Here is an 18,667-nt window from a genome sequence, read left to right on the forward strand (position 1 = left end):
CGGAGCAGTGTCACCTGTGGGTCATTCCGCTGCAGTCCTCCTGCGTGGCTTTTCCAGCCCACGCTTCCCCAGGACGTATGACTGCACCAGGTGGTTCCAACTGCACGTGCGACAAACTTCAACTAGGTACACGGAGAACTCGTCGAAGAGGTTCGCCATCTTCACCAGTTCTTCAGGCGTGCGCGCCGAGCCGGCCGCGTGCTTGAGCTCGTCACCGTAGACCCACGACACGTGAGTGAGCGGTTCCTTGCGGCACACGGGGCAGGGCACGTCGGTCGCCGTCCCGTGGAACTTCGCAGCTCGCAGCAGGTACGGGTTCGCGTCGCAGACCTCCATGGTGCCCGTGCGACCGGCATAGACCTCCGCCAGCAGCGCACGCCGCTGCAGCGAGTAGTCCACCACCTGCCGTTGGGTCAACACGTGACCAGAGTACGTGCCGACCGCTTTCCGATGATGGGCCGTTCAGGGCAGCGAGGTCCGGCGCGGTATCACGGTGTGCCACATCCCACAGTTACGAGGAGCCATCGATGTATCGAGCCGATATAATCGCCTCACCTATCGGTGCAGGTGCGAGGAGGTGACTCGTGTTCGAGTTCGCGCTGCTCGGCCTGCTGCACGAGGCGCCCATGCACGGCTACGAGCTGCGCAAGCGCTTGCATGACCTGCTCGGAGCGTTTCGAGCGTTCTCGTACGGATCGCTGTACCCAACACTGCGGCGACTCCAACGTGCGGGCCTGATCGCGGAGGAGGGGCCGGAGGAGTCGGCTCTTTCTTGGGGACGTCGGGCACGCAAGGTCTACAAGTTGACTCCCGAGGGCAAGGAGCGGTTCGCCGACCTCCTGGCCAACGCGGGTCCGCAGACCTGGGACGACGACTCGTTCGGGGTCCACCTGGCGTTCTTCTCGCGCACGCCGGCCGACGTCAGGATGCGCATCCTGGAAGGCCGCCGGCGGTGTGTCGAAGAACGCAGGGAGGGGCTTCGCGAGCGGCTCACGCGCACGGGTGAGCAGATCGACCGCTACACCCGTGAGCTGCACAGCCAAGGCCTGGAAAGCACGGAGCGCGAGGTGCGGTGGCTCAACGAGCTCATCGCGCACGAGAAGTCCGAGCAGGACGAGTAGCGATTCACTGTTGATCAAGGAGGACTCGGCAATGGGCGAAAACCGCCGCACCGTTCGAGTGGCCATCGTCGGGGTGGGCAACTGCGCGGCGTCGCTGGTGCAGGGCGTCCACTACTACCGTGACGCCGACCCGAACACCCGCGTGCCCGGTCTGATGCACGTGCAGTTCGGCGACTACCACGTGCGCGATGTCGAGTTCGTCGCAGCGTTCGACGTCGACGCCAAGAAGGTCGGTGTCGACCTCTCTGAGGCCATCGGGGCCAGCGAGAACAACACGATCAAGATCGCGGACGTGCCGCCGCTCGGCGTCGTCGTCCAGCGGGGTCACACCTTCGACGGTCTCGGGAAGTTCTACCGGGAGACGATCGAGGAGTCCGACGCCGAGCCGGTCGACGTGGTCGCGGCGCTGCGCGAGGCCGAGGTCGACGTGCTGGTCTCGTACCTGCCGGTCGGTTCGGAGGACGCGGACCGCTTCTACGCCCAGGCCGCGATCGACGCCGGTGTGGCGTTCGTCAACGCCCTGCCCGTCTTCATCGCGTCGGACCCGGAGTGGGCGGAGAAGTTCCGCGCCGCCGGCGTCCCGATCGTCGGTGACGACATCAAGTCCCAGGTCGGCGCCACCATCACGCACCGCGTGCTGGCGAAGCTCTTCGAGGACCGCGGCGTCCAGCTCGACCGCACCATGCAGCTGAACGTCGGCGGCAACATGGACTTCCTGAACATGAAGGAACTGGAGCGACTGGAGTCCAAGAAGGTCTCCAAGACCCAGGCCGTCACGTCCCAGGTGGACCGCGAGATGGGCAAGCGCAACGTCCACATCGGCCCGTCCGACTACGTGGCGTGGCTCGATGACCGCAAGTGGGCCTACGTGCGCCTCGAGGGTCGCGCGTTCGGCGACGTGCCGCTGAACCTCGAGTACAAGCTGGAGGTCTGGGACTCCCCGAACTCCGCGGGCATCATCATCGACGCCGTGCGCGCGGCGAAGATCGCCCTCGACCGGGGCATCGGCGGCCCGATCCTCTCGGCGTCGTCGTACTTCATGAAGTCCCCGCCCGTGCAGTACTCGGACTCCGAGGCGCACGAGGCCGTCGAGAAGTTCATTCGCGGCGAGGTCTGATGCGGTGAAGGGCCGCTCTCCTCGCGAGGGCGGCCCTTCTCGTTCAGCGCTTCGAGAGCCGCAGCTTCTGCCAGCTGCCGTCCGCGGTCCACCCACCGTCGACGGGCAGTGCGACACCGTTGATGTACCGCGCGTTGTCGCCGGCCAGGAACCGCACCGCCTGCGCGATGTCGTCCGGCGCGGCGAACCTGTTCATCGGCACGTGGTCGGTGATGTCGTCGTCGACGTAGTACCCGCCGGCCTGCGACTCGACGTCCATCTCGGTCTTGACCCAGCCGGGACACACGGCGTTGACCCTGATCCCCCGCCCGCCCCACTCGACGGCGAGCGTCCGCGTCAACCCGATCAGCCCGTGCTTGGTCGTGTTGTACGCGGCCCGGTCCGCCACACCCTGCAGCCCGGCGACGGACGCGATGTTGACGACGCTCCCGCTGCCCTGGTCGAGCATGACCCTGCCCAGCGCCTGCGTGAGCAGGAACGGCCCGGTCAGGTTGACCGCCATGATCCGTTCCCACTGCTCGAGGCTCGTGTCCTCGAACGGCACGATGCCGGCGATCCCGGCGTTGTTGACCAACACGTCCACGCGGCCGTAGGTGCTGGTCACGTGATCGGTCAGGCGCTGGACGTCCGCGGCGCTGGCGACGTTGCCGACGATCCCGTCCTTGCTCTCCTGCAGGTCGAACCCGACGACGGCGAACCCGTCCTCGCGCAGCACGTCCGCGATCCGCAGGCCCATGCCCTGCGCGGTGCCGGTGACCACAGCAACTCGTTGCGTCATGCCCGCCACGCTAGGCAGCGGCGGCCGTTCAGGCACAGCCACGTTCGCGTGTTCGGAGTCTCAGCGACAGCCACGCTTCCGCTAGGTTCGGCCGGTGCGCACGCTCCTCGTCGCCCTCCCCGGCCTGATCCTCGCCGGCATCGGGCTGACTCACCCCCACTACCTCGACGCGTCGACCGCGCAGTGGTGGCAGAACATGCACATCATCCTGGCGTTGATCTTCCCGCTCCTCGGTGCGGCGCAATGGGTTCTGCTCGACGACAGCCCGAAGTACGTCCGCTTCCCGGCGCGCGTCGCCGCGTTCGGCTTCGTCGTCTTCTACGGCGCGCTCGACGCGTTGGCCGGGATCGGCGGCGGTGCGCTGACCCTGGGGAACGGCGGTCGTTCGCCGATGGACGAACCGTTGTTCAAGATCGGCAACCAGCTCGGGACCGTGGGCGCGTGGTGCTTCCTCGCGGCCAGCCTCGCGATCGCGGTCTGCGCTCTGCTCAAGAACCGCGTCAAAGCGTTGCCCGGCGCCGTCTTCCTGCTGGTCGGCAGCTACCTGTTCCTCGACAGCCACATCTACTGGCCGAAGGGCGTCATCGCCTGCACGTGCATCGCGATCGGCATGGCCGCGATCAGTTACGCCAGCGCGTCCGGCAGGTCGGCGATCGAGGACAGCACCCGCACCTGAGCCAGCACGTCCTCGGCAGGTGGGAAGTGCGGGTTCGGCACGGCCAGCACGGTCATGCCCGCCGCCAGCGCCGCCTTCAGTCCGTTGGTCGAATCCTCGACGGCATAACAGGAAGCCGGAGAGACGCCGAGCTGGGCGGCGGCCGCGAGGTAGACGTCCGGTGACGGTTTCCCGGCGGCGCACGACTCCGACGACACCGCGACGGGCACCGGCAGTCCGGTGACCTCCAGGAACACCTTGATCAGCACGGCCGGAGCCGACGACGCGATCGCGACCGGGAAGCGCGACACCACGGCGCGCACGGCGTCCACGGCGCCCGGAATCACCGGCAGGTGCGCGGCGTAGGCCTTCTCCATCTCGGCGACCACGCCGGCGGACGCCTCGGCGGGCGTCAGTTGAACACCCACGTCCGACACCAGGTACGCGCCCCACTCCGGCGTCGACATCCCCTGCATGTCAGGGGTCGCGGTCGGCGTCCACGTGCCGCCGTGGGCGGCGGCGAACGCCTGGCGCACCTCGTCCCACACCTGCTCGGAGTCGATCAGCACGCCGTCGAGGTCGAAGATCACCGCATCCACACCGAGAACCGTACCTTGTGGCCCATGATACTTCGCTATGCTAAGTAAAATCGGTTAGGATAGCTAAGTGAATTTCAAAGCTCAGCCCAAGCAGGTGTGGATCACGGCGTTCGCCGCGGTCATCGCCTTCATGGGGATCGGGCTCGTGGACCCGATCCTGTTGTCCATCGCGGAGGGTCTGCACGCAACACCCTCGCAGGTCACCCTGCTCTTCTCGTCCTACCTCGGCGTTCAGGTCGTGGCGATGCTCTTCACGGGCGCCGCGACGGCGCGGTTCGGGGCCAAGCACACGCTCGTCGGCGGGCTCGCGCTGATCGTCGTCGCCACGCTGGCGTGCTCGGCGGCGGGGAGCATCGGCCAGCTCGTGGGGTTGCGGACCGTGTGGGGGCTCGGCAACGCGTTCTTCATCGCCACCGCGCTCAGCGTCATCGTCGGCGCGGCCAGTGGCGGGCAGAAGGCCGCGATCCTGCTCTACGAAGCCGCGCTCGGCCTCGGTCTGAGCGTCGGACCGCTGCTCGGCGCGTTGCTCGGCAGCTTCTCGTGGCGCGGGCCGTTCCTCGGCACCGCGGTCCTCATGGCCGTCGCACTGATCCTTTGTGCAGTGTTCCTGGCGAGGGACTCGCACCTGGAACGTCCGCGGATCGGCCTGCTCGACCCGCTCAAGGCCCTCAAGAACCCCGTTCTGCTCCGCACCTCGGTCGGAGCGGCGCTCTACACGGCCGCGTTCTTCACGGTCCTCGCCTGGTCGCCGTTCGTCCTGCGCTGGGGCGCCGTCGAGATCGGACTGATCTTCTTCGGCTGGGGCGTGTGCGTAGCGGTCTCCAGCGTCTTCCTCGCGCCACGGCTCGCGGACCGCGTGGGCGAGAAGCGGGCGATCATCGGGTCGGTCCTCGCGTTCGCCGTGCTCATGCTGCTGATGGCGGTGCCGAGCAAGCCGTTGCTGGTGGTCGCCGTGGTCATGAGCGGCCTGGTCAGCGGCCTGCTGAACACCCTGTTCACCGGTACCGCGATGAGTGTCAGCGACGCGCCGCGGCCCGTGGCGAGTGCCGGGTACAACTTCCTGCGCTGGCTCGGCGGTGCGCTGGCGGCGACGTTCGTGAGCCACCTGGCCCAGCCGTTCGTCGTGGCGGCGGTGCTGTGTGCGGTCGCCGCGGTGCTGCTGGCGTTCAACCGTACTGATACGCACGAGGTACCTACGGAAGTCGTGATCGCGAGCGAGCAGCTAGTCGGTTAACAAAAGGTGAACTACGGTCGGTCGCGGTTCCCGCACCGACCGTAGGAGGCCACCACCATGATCCCCCTGCCGCTCGTCAACCATCGCGTCGGCAGAGCAGCGGTGACATGTGAGTACCGCTGTGGCGACGCCTGCTTCCACGAGGTCCCGAACACCTCGGACAACCCCTACTTCGGCGACCTGGTCAGCCGGCGGACCGCTCTCAAAGCCGGTGCCGTCGTCGCAGCCGCCGCCACCGTCTCGATCCCGGCCGCCGCGGCCGCCGCACCCGAGGCCCAGGGTCGCCCACCCAAGGGCCTCGACTTCAAGCCCGTCGCGGTCAACACCAAGGACGAGGTCGTCGTCCCCGAGGGGTACGAGCAGGGGATCGTGATCCGCTGGGGCGACCCGCTCTTCCCCGGCGTCCCCGAGTTCGACTTCGACAACCAGACCGCGGCGAAACAGGAGAAGCAGTTCGGCTTCAACTGCGACTTCGCCGCGATCCTGCCGCTGGACCCGTTGGAACTGACCGGGATCATGGTCACCAACCACGAGTACACCAGTGAGCCGTTCATGTTCAGCGGCTACAACGCCGCGAACCCCACCGAGGAACAGGTGAAGATCGCCTGGGCCGCGCACGGCCTCTCGGTGTTCATGATCAAGCGCTCGCTGTTCTCCGGCCACTACAAGCCGCGCTTCAGCAAGTACAACCGCCGCATCACCCTGAACACGGCGTTCGATGTGCGCGGTCCGGTCGCGGGCAGCGACCTGCTCAAGACGTCCGCCGACCCGACGGGCAAGAAGGTCTTCGGCACGATCAACAACTGCTCCGGCGGCGTCACGCCGTGGGGCACGATCCTGTCCGGCGAGGAGAACTTCAACCAGTACTTCGCGAACGCCGCCGGCCGCAACGACCCGAGGCTGACCCGCTACGGCGTCACCGGCACGGCGACCACGCGCAAGTGGGAGCGGTTCGACAAGCGCTGGGACCTCGCGCAGGAACCCAACGAGGTCAACAGGTTCGGCTGGGTCATCGAGCTCGACCCGCACGACCCCGACTCCACGCCGATCAAGCACACGCACCTCGGCCGGTTCAAGCACGAGACCGCGAACATCCGCGTCGCCGACGACGGCCGGATCGTCGCGTACTCCGGTGACGACGAGCGGTTCGAGTACATCTACAAGTTCATCTCGAACGGCAAGATGAAGCACGGCAACAGCAAAGCCGCGCGGCGTCACAACATGACGTTGCTCGACGACGGCACGCTGTACGTGGGCCGGTTCACCGGCGACAGCCCGGTGTCCGAGATCGACGGCACCGGAAAGCTGCCCAGCGACGGCAAGTTCGACGGCTCCGGCGAGTGGATCCCGCTGGCGTCGGGCAAGAAGTCCTTCGTGCCGGGGATGACGGCCGAAGAGGTCTACGTCTTCACGCGCATCGCGGCCGACAAGGTCGGCGCGACGAAGATGGACCGCCCCGAGGACATCGAGTGCCACCCTCGCACCGGCACGATCTACTGCGCTTTGAGCAACAACGTCGAACGCGGCGTCACCGCGGGCAAGGAAGGTCCGACCGAGCCGAACCCGCGCGTCAACAACCGCCACGGCCAGGTCCTGGAGATCGTCGAACGCCGCGGCGACGCGCTCTCTCTGACGTTCAACTGGGGCCTGTTCCTGGTCTGCGGCTTCCCGGAGGACCCGAACACGTACTTCGGCGGCTACGACAAGTCGCAGGTCAGCCCGATCTCCAGTCCGGACAACGTGGCGTTCGACCGGCACGGCAACCTGTGGATCTCCACGGACGCCGACGGCAAGCTCGACGGGCTCAACGACGGCCTGTACGGCGTGCCGCTGGAGGGACCGGAACGTGGCCACCTCAAGCTGTTCCTCACGGTGCCGCGCGGTGGTGAGACCTGCGGTCCGGTGATCGGCGAGCGGGTGATCACGGTGTGCGTGCAGCACCCCGGCGAGGTGGACGGCGCGAGCGCCGACAAGCCCGCCTCGAACTGGCCGGACCGGGGTACCGCCAGGCCGCGTCCGTCGGTCGTCGCGGTGTGGCGCAAGGGCCGTCGTCAGCTGGGTGAAATCGGTTGATCACCCTGCGTGTTGTGATCGTTCGGGAGTAGTACGAGTTCGCCTGCCGTTCACCTTCTGGACGGCAGGCGATCTCGTTGGGCTCTTAGGTTCGGCCAGTTCCCACACTGACCGATCTCGGAGGCCTGCGTGTCCTCACCCACCGATCGGGGCCGCCGCATGCTGCCCCTGCTCTCGACGAACCACCCGCTCGGACGTCAGGCAGTCACCTGCGAGTTCCGTTGCGGCAACGCCTGCGCGCACGAGGCGCCCAACTCGTCCGCCAACGCGTACTTCGGCGACGTCGTCAAGGAGGTCGTGAGCCGGCGCGGCATGCTGAAGGCCGGTGCGGTCGTCGCGGCCGCCGGTGCCGGCGCGCTCGCGTTCTCCGGTGCGGCCACGGCGGCCCCGGCGCACGTCGACGTCGATCTGGACCTCGGTCGCGGCGGCAACGACGGTCTGAACTTCGAGCCGGTGGCGCCCAACACCCTCGACCAGATCAGCATCCCCCAGGGTTTCCAGCAGGACGTCGTCATCCGCTGGGGTGACGGGGTGCTGGACGACGCGCCGAAGTTCGACTTCGACAACCAGACGCCTGAGGCGCAGGCCAAGCAGTTCGGCTTCAACAACGACTTCTGCGGTCTCGTCCCGGTGCCCGGCTACCACGACAGCTGGCTCATGGTGAGCAACCACGAGTACACGTCCGAGACCTACATGTTCAAGGACTGGACGCCGACCACCATCACCGAGAAGCACGCCAAGATCGCGTGGGCCGCGCACGGCCTGTCGGTCGTGATGGTCGACCGTGACCCTCGCACGGGCAAGCTCTTCGTCTGCCCGGACGACAAGAAGAAGTACAACCGCCGGATCACGCTCACCACGCCGTTCGAGGTGAAGGGCCCGGCCGCCGGTTCGAAGTTCCTCAAGACCTCGGCCGACCCGACGGGCAAGAAGGTCCTGGGCACGCAGAACAACTGCTCCGGCGGCGTCACGCCGTGGGGCACGATCCTGTCGGGCGAGGAGAACTTCAACCAGTACTTCGCCAACGCGAGCCAGGTCACCGACCCGGACACGAAGGCCAAGTTCGCGCGGTACGGCATCAGCGGCGGCGCGTCGCTGCGCCAGTGGGAGAAGTTCGACAAGCGCTTCGACCTGGCCCAGGAACCCAACGAGGCCAACCGCTTCGGCTGGATCGTCGAGATCGACCCGCTCGACAAGACGTCGACGCCGGTCAAGCACACCGCGCTCGGCCGCTTCAAGCACGAGGGCGCGAACGTCATCGTCGCCAAGGACGGCCGCGTGGTCGCGTACATGGGCGACGACGAGCGCTTCGACTACATGTACAAGTTCGTCACGGACGAGAAGATGCAGAAGGGCGACTCGAAGCGCGCCCGCGAGCACAACAAGCAGTTGCTGGACAAGGGAACGCTGTACGTCGCCAAGTTCACCGGCGACAGCCCCGCGGCCGAGATCGACGGCACCGGCAAGCTGCCCGCCGACGGCGAGTTCGACGGCTCCGGCGAGTGGATCGCGCTGGCGCACAACGACAAGTCGTTCGTGCCCGGCTTCACCGCCGAAGAGGTCTACGTCTTCACGCGCCTGGCCGCGGACAAGATGGGCGCCACGAAGATGGACCGCCCGGAGGACGTCGAGCCCTCGACGCACAACCGCCGGATCTACGCCGCGCTGACCAACAACACCGACCGCGGCAAGGCGGGCAAGGAAGGCCCGACCGAGATCAACCCGCGCAACGGCAACAAGCACGGTCACGTCCTGGAGATCGAGGAGCGCCGCAGCGACAACACGGCGCTCACGTTCTCGTGGAAGCTGCTGCTGCTCTGCGGCGACCCGAAGGACCCCGGCACGTACTTCGGCGGCTTCGACAAGTCGCAGGTCAGCCCGATCTCGTGCCCGGACAACGTCGCGTTCGACACGCACGGCAACCTGTGGATCTCCACGGACGGCAACGCCCTGGGCTCCAACGACGGCCTGTTCGCGCTGCCCGTCGCCGGCAAGCGCCGCGGGTTCGTGAAGCAGTTCCTCACGGTGCCCAAGGGCGCGGAGACCTGCGGTCCCGTCGTCACCGAGGACTTCGTGCTGGTGTCCGTGCAGCACCCCGGCGAGATCGACGGCGCGTCGGCGAACAACCCGCTCTCGCACTGGCCGGATGGTGGCACCTCGCAGCCGCGTCCGTCCGTCGCGGTGGTGTGGCGCAAGGACCGCAGGAAGATCTGCGACTGATCGTGTGGTCCGGCTCACTTTGATCTTGTGAACCGGTGCGGCCGCCCGTCCGTGTGATGGGTGGCTGCACCGCGGACAGCCAAGGGAAAGTCCACTTTGGTCGTCCACTTTGGAGTGAGTTGTGAATGTTCGTGTTCTCGTTGGTGCTGCTGCTCTTCTGGGTCTTGCTGCGTGTGGCACCCCCACCGCCGGCACCGCTACCCCCACTCCCGTCGCTCAGGCGCAGGACACGCCCGTCGCCGCGGCCGTCCAGGTCCCGGCAGGCCAGAAGCTGGTCGGCGAATACCGGGCCACGGGCGTTCAGACGTACTCCTGCACGGGCAACGCGTGGAAGGGTCTAGAGCCCGCCGCGACGCTCGTGGACAAGAACGACAAGCCGATCATCATCCACTCCCGCGGCCCCGTCTGGATCTCCGCTGTGGACGGCAGCGCGGTCGAGGCGACCCCGGTCGACGGCGCCAAGAACGACGTCAAGGGCGCTGTGCCCGAGCTTCTGCTCAAGACCAAGACCGTTCGCGGCGAGGGTCTGTTCGGCAAGGTCTCCTACGTCCAGCGCCTCGCGACCGAGGGCGGCGTCGCGCCGGCCGGTGGGTGCAAGGCCGGTGCGCAGATCTCCGTTCCGTACAAGGCTCTCTACACCTTCTACGCCCCTGCCAACTGAGACGGTACTGAACCGGTCCGGTAATGGGGCCGTACGACCAGGCGTGATGAAACGTGCTGGCTTAGTCCTGGTCTCATCAACTCTTCTGGGCATCCTCGCAGGAGGTGTCGGCTCCACCGCGGCGCCGACCCCGGATGCCATGAGCGGCGGATCTGACGCGAGGGTCGCACCCGCTGTTCAGGTCCCGTCCGGCAACAAGATCGTCGAGAAGTTCTACGCCAAGGGCGTGCAGACCTACACCTGCACGGCCGGCGCCTGGAAGGGCCTGGAACCCGCCGCGACGCTGGCGGACCGGCTCGGCAGGGCGGTCGCGCTGCACTCGCGCGGTCCGATCTGGGTCTCCACCGTCGACGGCAGCGCGGTCGAGGCCGCCCCGGTCGACGGAGCCCGCAACGAGGTTCCGGGAGCCGTTCCGGAACTGCTCCTGAAGGCCAAGTCCACCAGGGGTGAAGGAACGTTCGCCGGCGTCAGCTACGTGCAGCGGCTCAACACCAAGGGCGGCGTCGCACCCGCCGGAAGCTGCACCGAAGGCGCCCAGACCTCCGTCCGCTACGAAGCCCTCTACACCTTCTCCGTGCCCGCCCTCTGAACGAGCGCGACCATCGCAGCCGTGATCATCGTGATGCCGACGACCCAGAGTCCGGTCTTCTGGGTTCCGGTGATGTCACGCAGCCAACCGGTGACGTAGGGCGCCACGAAACCGCTCAGATTGCCCAGTGAGTTGATCAACGCGATTCCACCCGCCGCCGCCGCGCCGCCCAGGAAGCTCGTGGGAAGCGCCCAGAACGTGGGCAGCGCGGCGCAGACACCGATCGCGCAGACCGAGACCGCCACCATCGCCGCGATGGGGTTCTCCAGGTAGAGCGCGACGGGGATCGCCGCTCCACCCAGCAACATCGGCGCGGCGACGTGCCACTTCCGTTCTCCGGTGCGGTCGCCGTGCCTGGCCCACAGGATCATGGCGACCGCACCGAGGACGTACGGAATCGCGTTGATCAGCCCGCGCTCGACCACGCCCGCCCCCGGCGCCAGTCCCTTGATGATCGTCGGCAGGAAGAACCCCAGCGTGTACAGCCCGTACACGATCCCGAAGTACACGAAGCTCAACGCCAGAATCCGGGGATGGGTCAGGGCCTTCTTCAACGGCCAGTGCTCTTCCTCCGGCTGCTCGACGGCCTCCTCGGGCTTGTCCGGCAGCCAGAACCACGTCACGAACGCCAGCCCGATCGCCGGCAGCCCCTCGATGAGGAACATCGTGCGCCAGTCCGTCCACTGGATCAGCAACCCGCTGAACGTGGCCCCGAGCGCCGTCGAGATCGGTATCGCCACCATGAACAACGCGACGATCCGCGCCCGGTCCTTCTGCGGATACCAGTAGGTCAGGTACAGGATGATCCCGGGAAAGAACCCGGCCTCCGCCACACCCAGCAGGAACCGCAGCACGACCAGCACGGTCCCGTTGGGCACGAACGCCATCGCCGTGGCGACGATCCCCCAGGTGATCATGATCCGGGCGATCCACCTGCGTGCGCCGAACTTGTGCAACGCGAGGTTGCTCGGCACTTCGAGCAGCAGGTACCCGATGAAGAACACCCCGGACGCGAACCCGAACACGGTGGCCGAGAGCTTGAGCTCCTCCGACATCCCGTTGGGTCCGGCGAACCCGATGTTGACCCGGTCGAGGTAGTTGATGAAGTAGAGCACGCAGAGGTACGGCAGGATCAACTTCCTGGGCACTATGGTCCCCCCATGACTGATCGTCCGGTCGCCCTCGTCACCGGGGCATCCAGCGGAATCGGCTCGGCCATCGCCAGAAGTCTGGCCCCCACTCACGATCTGCTGCTAGGCGGACGAGACGAAACATCGCTCTCGGTGCTCGCCGCGGAACTCCCCGGATCGCAGGCCTGGCCGTTCGACCTGGCGAACGTGGCCTCGTCGGACCTGGGCAGCGTCTCGCGCCTGGACGTGCTCGTCCACAGCGCCGGCATCGCCCTGCTCGGCCCGTTGGCCGACGCGTCCCAGGACGACTGGCGGAAGACCTTCGACATCAACGTCTTCGCGGTCGCCGAACTGACCAACCTGCTCCTGCCGCAGCTGCGCACCGCCAACGGCCACGTCGTCCTGATCAACTCGGGCGCCGGCCTGAACGCCAACCCGGGCTGGGGCGTCTACGCGGCCTCGAAGTTCGCCCTGCGCGCCTACGCCGACGCCCTGCGCGGGGACGAGCCGGCGTTGCGCGTGACCTCGGTGTATCCCGGCCGGACCGCCACGCCGATGCAGGAGGACGTGCGCCGCCAGGAGGGCGGCGACTACGACCCCTCTAAGTACATCGACCCGGCCTCGGTGGGGCGGGCGGTGGCGTCGGCCGTGCTGGCGACGCCCGACGCCCACATCACCGAGATCAACGTGCGGTCCCGGCCACCCCGCTAGTTGTCCACAGGCTTGTCAACAGCCTGTGGCTAGAGGTTGACGCTCCGCAGTCGCCGCGCCACCGCGGCGACTCCGGCCTGCGCCTCGTGCCGGTCCACCCTCGTCGACTCGCCACCGGCGACGACGTGGTCACCGGCGACCCACACGTCGGTGACCCGGCGCGACCCGGACCCCCACACGAGGTTCGCCAGCAGCTGCGCGTCCGGCGCGTCCAACCCGGTGGCGAAGGCGGGGTCGTCGGCGGCCACGTGCACGACGTCGGCCCAGCGACCGGTCTCCAGCGCGCCGATGTCGTCGCGTCCCAGCGCGTCGGCGCCGCCCCGAGTGGCCATCAGCAACGCCTGCGCCGCCCCGAGCACGGTCGCGTCCATCTTCGAGACGCGCGCCAGAAGCCCGGCCAGCCGGGCCTCCTCGAACAGGTCCAGGTCGTCGTTGGACGCGGGCCCGTCGGTGCCCAGCCCGACCGCCACGCCCGCGGCCAGCAGTTCCGGCACCCGCGCGATTCCCGAGGCGAGCTTCGTGTTGGAGCCGGGGCAGTGCGCGACGCCGACGCCGTACGCCGCGTACAGCGCGATGTCGTCGTCGGACAGGTGCACGGAGTGCGCGGACAGCACGCGCCCGCCCAGCACGTCCGAAGCCTTCATCAGCGCCGGCACCGACCCGAACTCGGCGCGAGCGGCCTCGTCCTCGAACGGCGACTCGGCCACGTGCACCATGAACAGCGCGCCACGGGCCCGTGCCTCCAGAGCGATCGCCGTGAGTTGCGGAGCCGACAGCGTGTAGGCGGAGTGCGGCCCGTAGGCCAGCTCGACCCGCTCACCAGGCCCGAACCGCAGCCCGTCCGAGTCGATCCACGACGAGAGCTCGTCGGTCTGCGACTTCCAGTCCATCCCCGGCACGTCGAGGATCGCCCCGCCGAACACCACCCGTGACCCGGCGGCCAGAACGGCGGCCGTCAGCTCGCGGCCGTGGAAGTACATCTCGGTGGAGGTCGTGACGCCGTGCCGCAGCATCTCGACGGCGCCGAGCAGCATGCCCGTGCCGATGTCGGCGGGGGTCATCTGCGCCTCGTTCGGCCACATCTGCTCCTGCAGCCACCGCAGCAGCGGCAGGTCCGAACCCAGGCCGCGCAGCACCGTCATCGGGCTGTGCGCGTGGGTGTTGACCAGGCCGGGCAGCAGGATTCCCGAGAGCGTGCGGACCTCGCCGTCGAAGGCGGGGGCATCGGCGATGGCACCCACGTAGGTGATCCGGCCGTCGACGACGTCCACGACGGCGTCGCGCAACACGGCGCAGGAAGGGTCGCAGGGCAGGACCACCGGGGCGTGCAGACGCAGTGACATGCGGAGAATCCTGCCATTGTGATGCCGGTCACAAGCATGCATACATCCGGACGGGATGGGAATCCTCGTCCTGTCGGGCGCGGGCCGACCCCCAGGGTCCGCCCCGGCCTAAAACTTTCCCCCAACCAAGGGGCCCGTTGCGCGTGCTGCGACGGGCCCTTTGTGCATCCAGAGCAACCACGGGTAGGACAGGGGCGTCTCAAGATCATGTCGAAGAAGCCGTGCACGTCCAGTGGACAGTTCCGCCGCGCGCAGAAGCCCTCCACCCCCAAGCCGCCGACCCGGCGCTGAGTTGGCATGATCACACTCCACGGTACGGGCGTGATCATGCGGAGGCATCAGTGGCCGACATCGACCCTCAGAACGACGACCAGCAAAGCGATGTCGAGATGACTCAGGAGTTCGAAGTCATCCGCGACGACATGTGAGCTAGCTAGCTGATCGGCAGATCGGCGCGGACCGTCCACCCGGTTGGTTCGCGTCGGCCTGCGGAGAACGTGCCACCCAGCAGTTCCGTGCGCTCGCGCATGCCGACGAGCCCGTAGCCTCCCGACCCGCCGACCGGCACACCGGAGGCAACGCCGTCGTCCAGGATCGCCAGGTGCAGCACACCGTCGCTTGAGGACAGTGCGACGTCCACTGAGGACACAGCGGAAGCGTGTTTCTGGGTGTTCGTCAGCGATTCCTGCACCAGCCGCAGCACCGAGCGCGCCAGCTCCTGCGGCACCGCGTCCTCGAGGTCGAACGAGAGTCGCACCGGCAGACCGGATTCCGCGGCCAGCGAGCGCACGTCGTCCACCAGTGACGAGGACGCGGCCGGTCCGGAGGACTCACCGTCCCGCAACGTTCCGACCAGCCGCCGCATCGCGGTCAGTGCCTCGTAGCCGGACGCCTCGATGGTCGGCAGCACCTGTTCGGCGGCCTCGCGGTTGAGCTGACCTGCCTGCGCGTGCACGACTATCGCGGTCACGTAGTGCGCCACCACGTCGTGCAGTTCGCGGGCGAGCGCCATCCGTTCGGAGTTCTGGGCCGCCGCGACGGAAGCCGCGAGCTGCGACGCGCGTTCGCTGTCCCTCGCCCGGAAGTACAGGCCCGTGCCCAGGGAGAGGACGAGCAGCACGCCCGCCGCGATCCCGAAGTTCCACGGGTCTGGGCGCCACTCGCCGTACTCGCGTGGTGCCACGATCGGCCATCCCATGACCTCCGCGAACGCCATGCCCGCAAGCACCACCACGGTTCCCAGCAGTGCTTTCCCGCGAGATTCGTCCCGCACGAGAGTCGCGATGGTGGCCATCGCGGCGCCGGTCATCGAGATGCTCGCGCCGCTCCAGAAGATGTGCGGCTCGATCGCCACACCGAGCAGCCGCATGTAAACGGCCACGCACGCGACGGCGAACGCCAGAGCGAGGGCGGCGTCGAAGGGTGATCGCGGTGCGAGCACCGCGATCACGCAGATCACCGCGATCCCCGGTACCTGCCACCAGCCGAGACCGGTCGAGATCGCCCCCAGTTCGGCAACCGCGATCGCGGCGAGCGAGAGGGCCAGCGGCCACTGACGCTGGGCGAGCAGCCGCCAGTTCAAGTCCGTGCTCTCCACCCGAGCAACAGTAGGGCCGAAAGTGCGACCCCGCGTCCGACCGGGGTCTGGCAGGGGATCAGCCATAAGGCTGACTGGGCGACCTGCGGAAATACCCTCACGGCGGATGTCAGATTACGCGGTGGTCACGGACTCTGGAGGAGCGAAAGTCGGGGAATTGGAGGACGCCATGTTGTCAGTTGTGTTCACTTGGGCCGCCGCTGTGGTCGGCCTGTTGGTCCTTGCGCTGATGGCTCTCTCGGGCGTGATGATCGACTCGAAGCACTAGGTCCTCCCGCCAGCCAGCGTGTGATGGGGAAGTCAGACGCTGGTCAGGGAGTGTTGCTGGCGGAGCAGTTCCGCCAGCCTGCTCGTCGGCTGAGGCCGGGTCTCGTCCAACGCGGCCGTGAAGCGCGCCGGAGAACCGTTCCGTGCGCGCGCCGCGGCTGCGGTGTCCAACCGGAACGCGGGACGCGCGGCCGACGGACGTTGGCGAGAGCGCAGCCAAGCGAGACGGTGCAACGCTTCCGCGTGGTGGTCCGTGATGGTGACGGCCGCCTTGTCGAACGAGTGCAGCACTGCCGCGTTCAGGTGAACGGTGGCGAAGTCCCGCCACAGCGTGCGTTCAGACGTTGTGTCCAAACCCAACGCCTCGGCGACCTCACGTGCCACACCGTAAGCACCTTCCTCAGCCAGTGACCGCGTGCCGATCTCGGCGCCGACGAACCACGAGTTGAACGGCGCGGCCGGGTAGTGCACGCCACCGATCGACAGCCGCATGTTCGAGATGACCGGAACCGCGTGCCAGCGCAGGCCCATCTCACCGAACCACGGCAGAGTCGGGTGCTCCAAAGGAACTTCGTGCACGATCTCGGACGGCAGCGTGAACAGCCGCGGTCCCTCGTGCTGCGTCTCCACCACCAACGGCAGCAGGTCGAAGCGCGACCGCCGCACCGGTGGCCGCCAGCCCATGCCCTGCATGGTCTCGGTGAACCCGGCGTACCGGCGGTCCCCCATCCCGTCGGCGTACCCGGCGTACCGGATCAGTTGCTCGTTCCAGATCACCGGCCCTGGCGAACCGGGCGCGTCCGGCGCGAAAACCGTTACCAGCGGCCGAATCTCACCGCCGTTGGTCGCCAGCCGAAGATGTTCGACGCATTCGCCGGCCACCGCGGCGGCGTTGCGATAGCCGCGCAGGTCGCGGACTTTCAGCCGGCGCCACGGCACACCTGAGGTGCACCAACCGGAATCCCGCAGCGCGATCCGCGCGCCGTACGCGAGTTCGTTGGTGGTGTGGCGGTAGGTTCCGGTCTCGGTGATCTCGGCGCGCACCTGGGCGATGCGGGCGGTCAGGGAGCCTGCGTCGGAGTGCGCCGCGTGGAACATGCGGACGAACTCCTCCGCGACGGGGAGGACGTCGGGGTTCACGGAGCGAGACGCTAAGGCCGGAAGAGCCTCACGCGTCACTGCCACTCGGGGCATTTCGGGTGATCAACACTCGCCACTCCAACGAGTGAAGACTAGACCCAGGGTGTTCACTCGATCGGCTTGAGACCTCGATCAGGTGAGGTCGTTCCGCCGGAACATCAGGTCGTGCGAGCCCCGATCCTCGTTGACGGCCCGCTGCTCGAACTTCGTGACGGGCCGCCAGTCCGGCCGCGGCGCCCAGCCGTCGTACACGTTGGTCAGCAGTCGCTCGCCGGAGCAGACCTCCAGCATCTGGTCCGCGTACTGCTCCCAGTCCGTCGCGAGGTGCAGCACGCCACCCGGCTCCAGCCGGGACGCCACCAGCGCCACGAACTCCGGCTGCACGAGCCGGCGCTTGTGGTGCTTCTTCTTCGGCCACGGGTCCGGGAAGAAGATCCGCACGCCGTGCAGCGACGCGGGCGCGATGTGGTCGGTCAGCAGGTCGACGGCGTCACCGCGCAGCACGCGCAGGTTGTCGAGCCCGCCGAGGTGCTCGGCGCGCAGCAGCAACTGGGCCAGGCCCGGCTTGTAGACCTCGGCGGCCACGTAGTTGAGCTCGGGCGCGGCGGCCACGAGCTGCGAGGTGGTCTCGCCCATGCCGGACCCGATCTCCAGCAACACGGGCGCGGAGCGGCCGAACCAGGAGTCGAAGTCCAGCGGCCCCTCGGGCAACGACTTCACGTCGTTGCCCATCTTCTCCCAGTACGTCTCCCAGGCGCGCTCCTGCCCCACGGTCATGCGCTCGCCGCGCTGGACGAAGCTGACGATGGAACGGGGGAACTCAGGCCTGGTCACGACCGGGCATTCTATGCAATCAGTTCGATGTCCTCGATCTGAGCACGCAGGTCGTCGAGCGTGAAGTCGATGGGGTGCGGGCGGCCGGGGCCGTGGTGAGCGGGAACGAGGTGGATCCAGCCGCGGTGGGTGGAGGTGAACTGCACGGTCGTCGGGGTTGCCGGACCGTAGACACCGGATTCGGACGGGACGAACTCCCAGTACCCGATCTCGCCGTGGTCGACCCACGGTACGAAGACCCATCCGGGCCGTGACGACAGCAGTTCGGTCACCGCGTCCTCGAGGGCGTGACCTTCGGCACGTGAGGACAGCTTTCCGCGATCCAGCGCACGCAGCCACCACGGCGCGGGCGCGTTGTCGACCGCGTTCACGGCGCGGTAGGTCGCGAGAACTTGCTTCTCATCCGCCTGGTTCACCCAGGATCGGCGCACCTGCGCGGGTGCTTCGGCCAGGTCAGGTGAGTTCGGGACTTCGAGCGCATCAGACCACTCGAGGCTGAGCATTGCTTCGACGTGAACCGCCACAGGCCACCTCCGGCTCCGGGATAACCCAATTGAACGTGAATCCAAACGCCAGCGATGTCCAGATTGCCGGTTTT

19 protein-coding genes are annotated in these 18,667 nt (G+C 67.8%); 10 read left to right on the plus strand and 9 right to left on the minus strand.

Features of this window, described 5'->3' with window-relative positions; translation table 11 throughout:
* Positions 1–21: 21 nt before the first annotated feature.
* Positions 22–420, minus strand: a complete 399-nt coding sequence (locus ACIRG5_RS12765; protein WP_030480154.1) for a DUF5318 domain-containing protein — start codon at positions 418–420, stop codon at positions 22–24.
* A 164-nt stretch (positions 421–584) separates the two neighbouring features.
* Between ACIRG5_RS12765 and ACIRG5_RS12770 the strand changes: the two genes are divergently transcribed.
* Both ACIRG5_RS12770 and ACIRG5_RS12775 read left to right on the plus strand, forming a co-directional pair.
* Entirely contained in the window at positions 585–1,121 is a 537-nt protein-coding gene (locus ACIRG5_RS12770; protein WP_402904140.1) for a PadR family transcriptional regulator, read from the plus strand.
* Between the two features lie 31 nt (positions 1,122–1,152).
* Complete coding sequence (locus tag ACIRG5_RS12775; protein WP_319976417.1) at positions 1,153–2,238, plus strand: inositol-3-phosphate synthase; 1,086 nt, start codon at positions 1,153–1,155, stop codon at positions 2,236–2,238.
* A gap of 43 nt (positions 2,239–2,281) precedes the next feature.
* Here ACIRG5_RS12775 and ACIRG5_RS12780 read toward each other — a convergent pair whose 3' ends face one another.
* Positions 2,282–3,016, minus strand: a complete 735-nt coding sequence (locus ACIRG5_RS12780) for an SDR family NAD(P)-dependent oxidoreductase (protein ID WP_402904144.1) — start codon at positions 3,014–3,016, stop codon at positions 2,282–2,284.
* Between the two features lie 94 nt (positions 3,017–3,110).
* On the opposite strand from ACIRG5_RS12780, the gene ACIRG5_RS12785 reads away from it, so the two are divergent.
* The gene (locus tag ACIRG5_RS12785) at positions 3,111–3,692 is read left to right on the plus strand and encodes a hypothetical protein (RefSeq protein ID WP_402904147.1); all 582 of its coding nucleotides are present in this window, start codon (positions 3,111–3,113) and stop codon (positions 3,690–3,692) included.
* Here ACIRG5_RS12785 and ACIRG5_RS12790 read toward each other — a convergent pair.
* Entirely contained in the window at positions 3,641–4,270 is a 630-nt protein-coding gene (locus ACIRG5_RS12790) for an HAD family hydrolase (RefSeq protein WP_402904150.1), read from the minus strand. The two genes, ACIRG5_RS12785 and ACIRG5_RS12790, sit on opposite strands and share 52 nt — an antisense overlap.
* Before the next feature lie 67 nt (positions 4,271–4,337).
* Here ACIRG5_RS12790 and ACIRG5_RS12795 point away from each other — a divergent pair, with 67 nt between their 5' ends.
* The 5 genes from ACIRG5_RS12795 (at position 4,338) to ACIRG5_RS12815 (ending at position 11,047) form a co-directional block, all read left to right on the plus strand.
* Complete coding sequence (locus ACIRG5_RS12795; RefSeq protein WP_402904153.1) at positions 4,338–5,504, plus strand: MFS transporter; 1,167 nt, start codon at positions 4,338–4,340, stop codon at positions 5,502–5,504.
* A 57-nt stretch (positions 5,505–5,561) separates the two neighbouring features.
* Positions 5,562–7,577 (plus strand): PhoX family protein, encoded by a 2,016-nt coding sequence (locus tag ACIRG5_RS12800; protein WP_402904155.1) that lies wholly within the window; start codon positions 5,562–5,564, stop codon positions 7,575–7,577.
* Between the two features lie 159 nt (positions 7,578–7,736).
* Positions 7,737–9,797 (plus strand): PhoX family protein, encoded by a 2,061-nt coding sequence (locus ACIRG5_RS12805; RefSeq protein WP_402904911.1) that lies wholly within the window; start codon positions 7,737–7,739, stop codon positions 9,795–9,797.
* A 121-nt stretch (positions 9,798–9,918) separates the two neighbouring features.
* Positions 9,919–10,458, plus strand: a complete 540-nt coding sequence (locus tag ACIRG5_RS12810; protein WP_402904157.1) for a DUF3455 domain-containing protein — start codon at positions 9,919–9,921, stop codon at positions 10,456–10,458.
* 139 nt (positions 10,459–10,597) lie between these two features.
* Positions 10,598–11,047 (plus strand): DUF3455 domain-containing protein, encoded by a 450-nt coding sequence (locus ACIRG5_RS12815; RefSeq protein WP_402904160.1) that lies wholly within the window; start codon positions 10,598–10,600, stop codon positions 11,045–11,047.
* Here ACIRG5_RS12815 and ACIRG5_RS12820 read toward each other — a convergent pair.
* Positions 11,020–12,195, minus strand: a complete 1,176-nt coding sequence (locus ACIRG5_RS12820; RefSeq protein ID WP_402904162.1) for an MFS transporter — start codon at positions 12,193–12,195, stop codon at positions 11,020–11,022. The genes ACIRG5_RS12815 and ACIRG5_RS12820 overlap by 28 nt on opposite strands.
* A 12-nt stretch (positions 12,196–12,207) precedes the next feature.
* On the opposite strand from ACIRG5_RS12820, the gene ACIRG5_RS12825 reads away from it, so the two are divergent.
* Complete coding sequence (locus ACIRG5_RS12825) at positions 12,208–12,888, plus strand: SDR family oxidoreductase (protein ID WP_402904165.1); 681 nt, start codon at positions 12,208–12,210, stop codon at positions 12,886–12,888.
* Positions 12,889–12,917: 29 nt separating this feature from the next.
* On the opposite strand, the gene ACIRG5_RS12830 is transcribed toward ACIRG5_RS12825, so the two are convergent.
* The gene (locus ACIRG5_RS12830; protein WP_402904168.1) at positions 12,918–14,231 is read right to left on the minus strand and encodes an amidohydrolase family protein; all 1,314 of its coding nucleotides are present in this window, start codon (positions 14,229–14,231) and stop codon (positions 12,918–12,920) included.
* 221 nt (positions 14,232–14,452) lie between these two features.
* Here ACIRG5_RS12830 and ACIRG5_RS12835 point away from each other — a divergent pair, with 221 nt between their 5' ends.
* Positions 14,453–14,659 carry a hypothetical protein gene (locus ACIRG5_RS12835; RefSeq protein WP_402904171.1) on the plus strand — a complete coding sequence of 69 codons (207 nt, stop codon included), beginning with the start codon at positions 14,453–14,455 and terminating at the stop codon, positions 14,657–14,659.
* 5 nt (positions 14,660–14,664) lie between these two features.
* Here the strand turns inward: ACIRG5_RS12835 and ACIRG5_RS12840 are convergent, their stop codons facing one another.
* From ACIRG5_RS12840 to ACIRG5_RS12855, 4 genes are all read right to left on the minus strand, one after another.
* Positions 14,665–15,828, minus strand: coding sequence for a sensor histidine kinase (locus ACIRG5_RS12840; protein ID WP_402904174.1), 1,164 nt, complete (start codon positions 15,826–15,828; stop codon positions 14,665–14,667).
* Between the two features lie 300 nt (positions 15,829–16,128).
* Positions 16,129–17,235, minus strand: coding sequence for a nitric oxide synthase oxygenase (locus tag ACIRG5_RS12845; protein ID WP_402904177.1), 1,107 nt, complete (start codon positions 17,233–17,235; stop codon positions 16,129–16,131).
* A 132-nt stretch (positions 17,236–17,367) separates the two neighbouring features.
* On the minus strand, positions 17,368–18,012 hold the full coding sequence (gene trmB / locus ACIRG5_RS12850; RefSeq protein WP_402904913.1) for a tRNA (guanosine(46)-N7)-methyltransferase TrmB: 645 nt from the start codon (positions 18,010–18,012) through the stop codon (positions 17,368–17,370).
* Positions 18,013–18,080: 68 nt separating this feature from the next.
* Positions 18,081–18,572, minus strand: coding sequence for a hypothetical protein (locus ACIRG5_RS12855; RefSeq protein WP_319976434.1), 492 nt, complete (start codon positions 18,570–18,572; stop codon positions 18,081–18,083).
* Positions 18,573–18,667: the final 95 nt, after the last annotated feature.

This window comes from Lentzea sp. NPDC102401, assembly GCF_044765805.1.
Taxonomy (GTDB): domain Bacteria; phylum Actinomycetota; class Actinomycetes; order Mycobacteriales; family Pseudonocardiaceae; genus Lentzea; species Lentzea sokolovensis.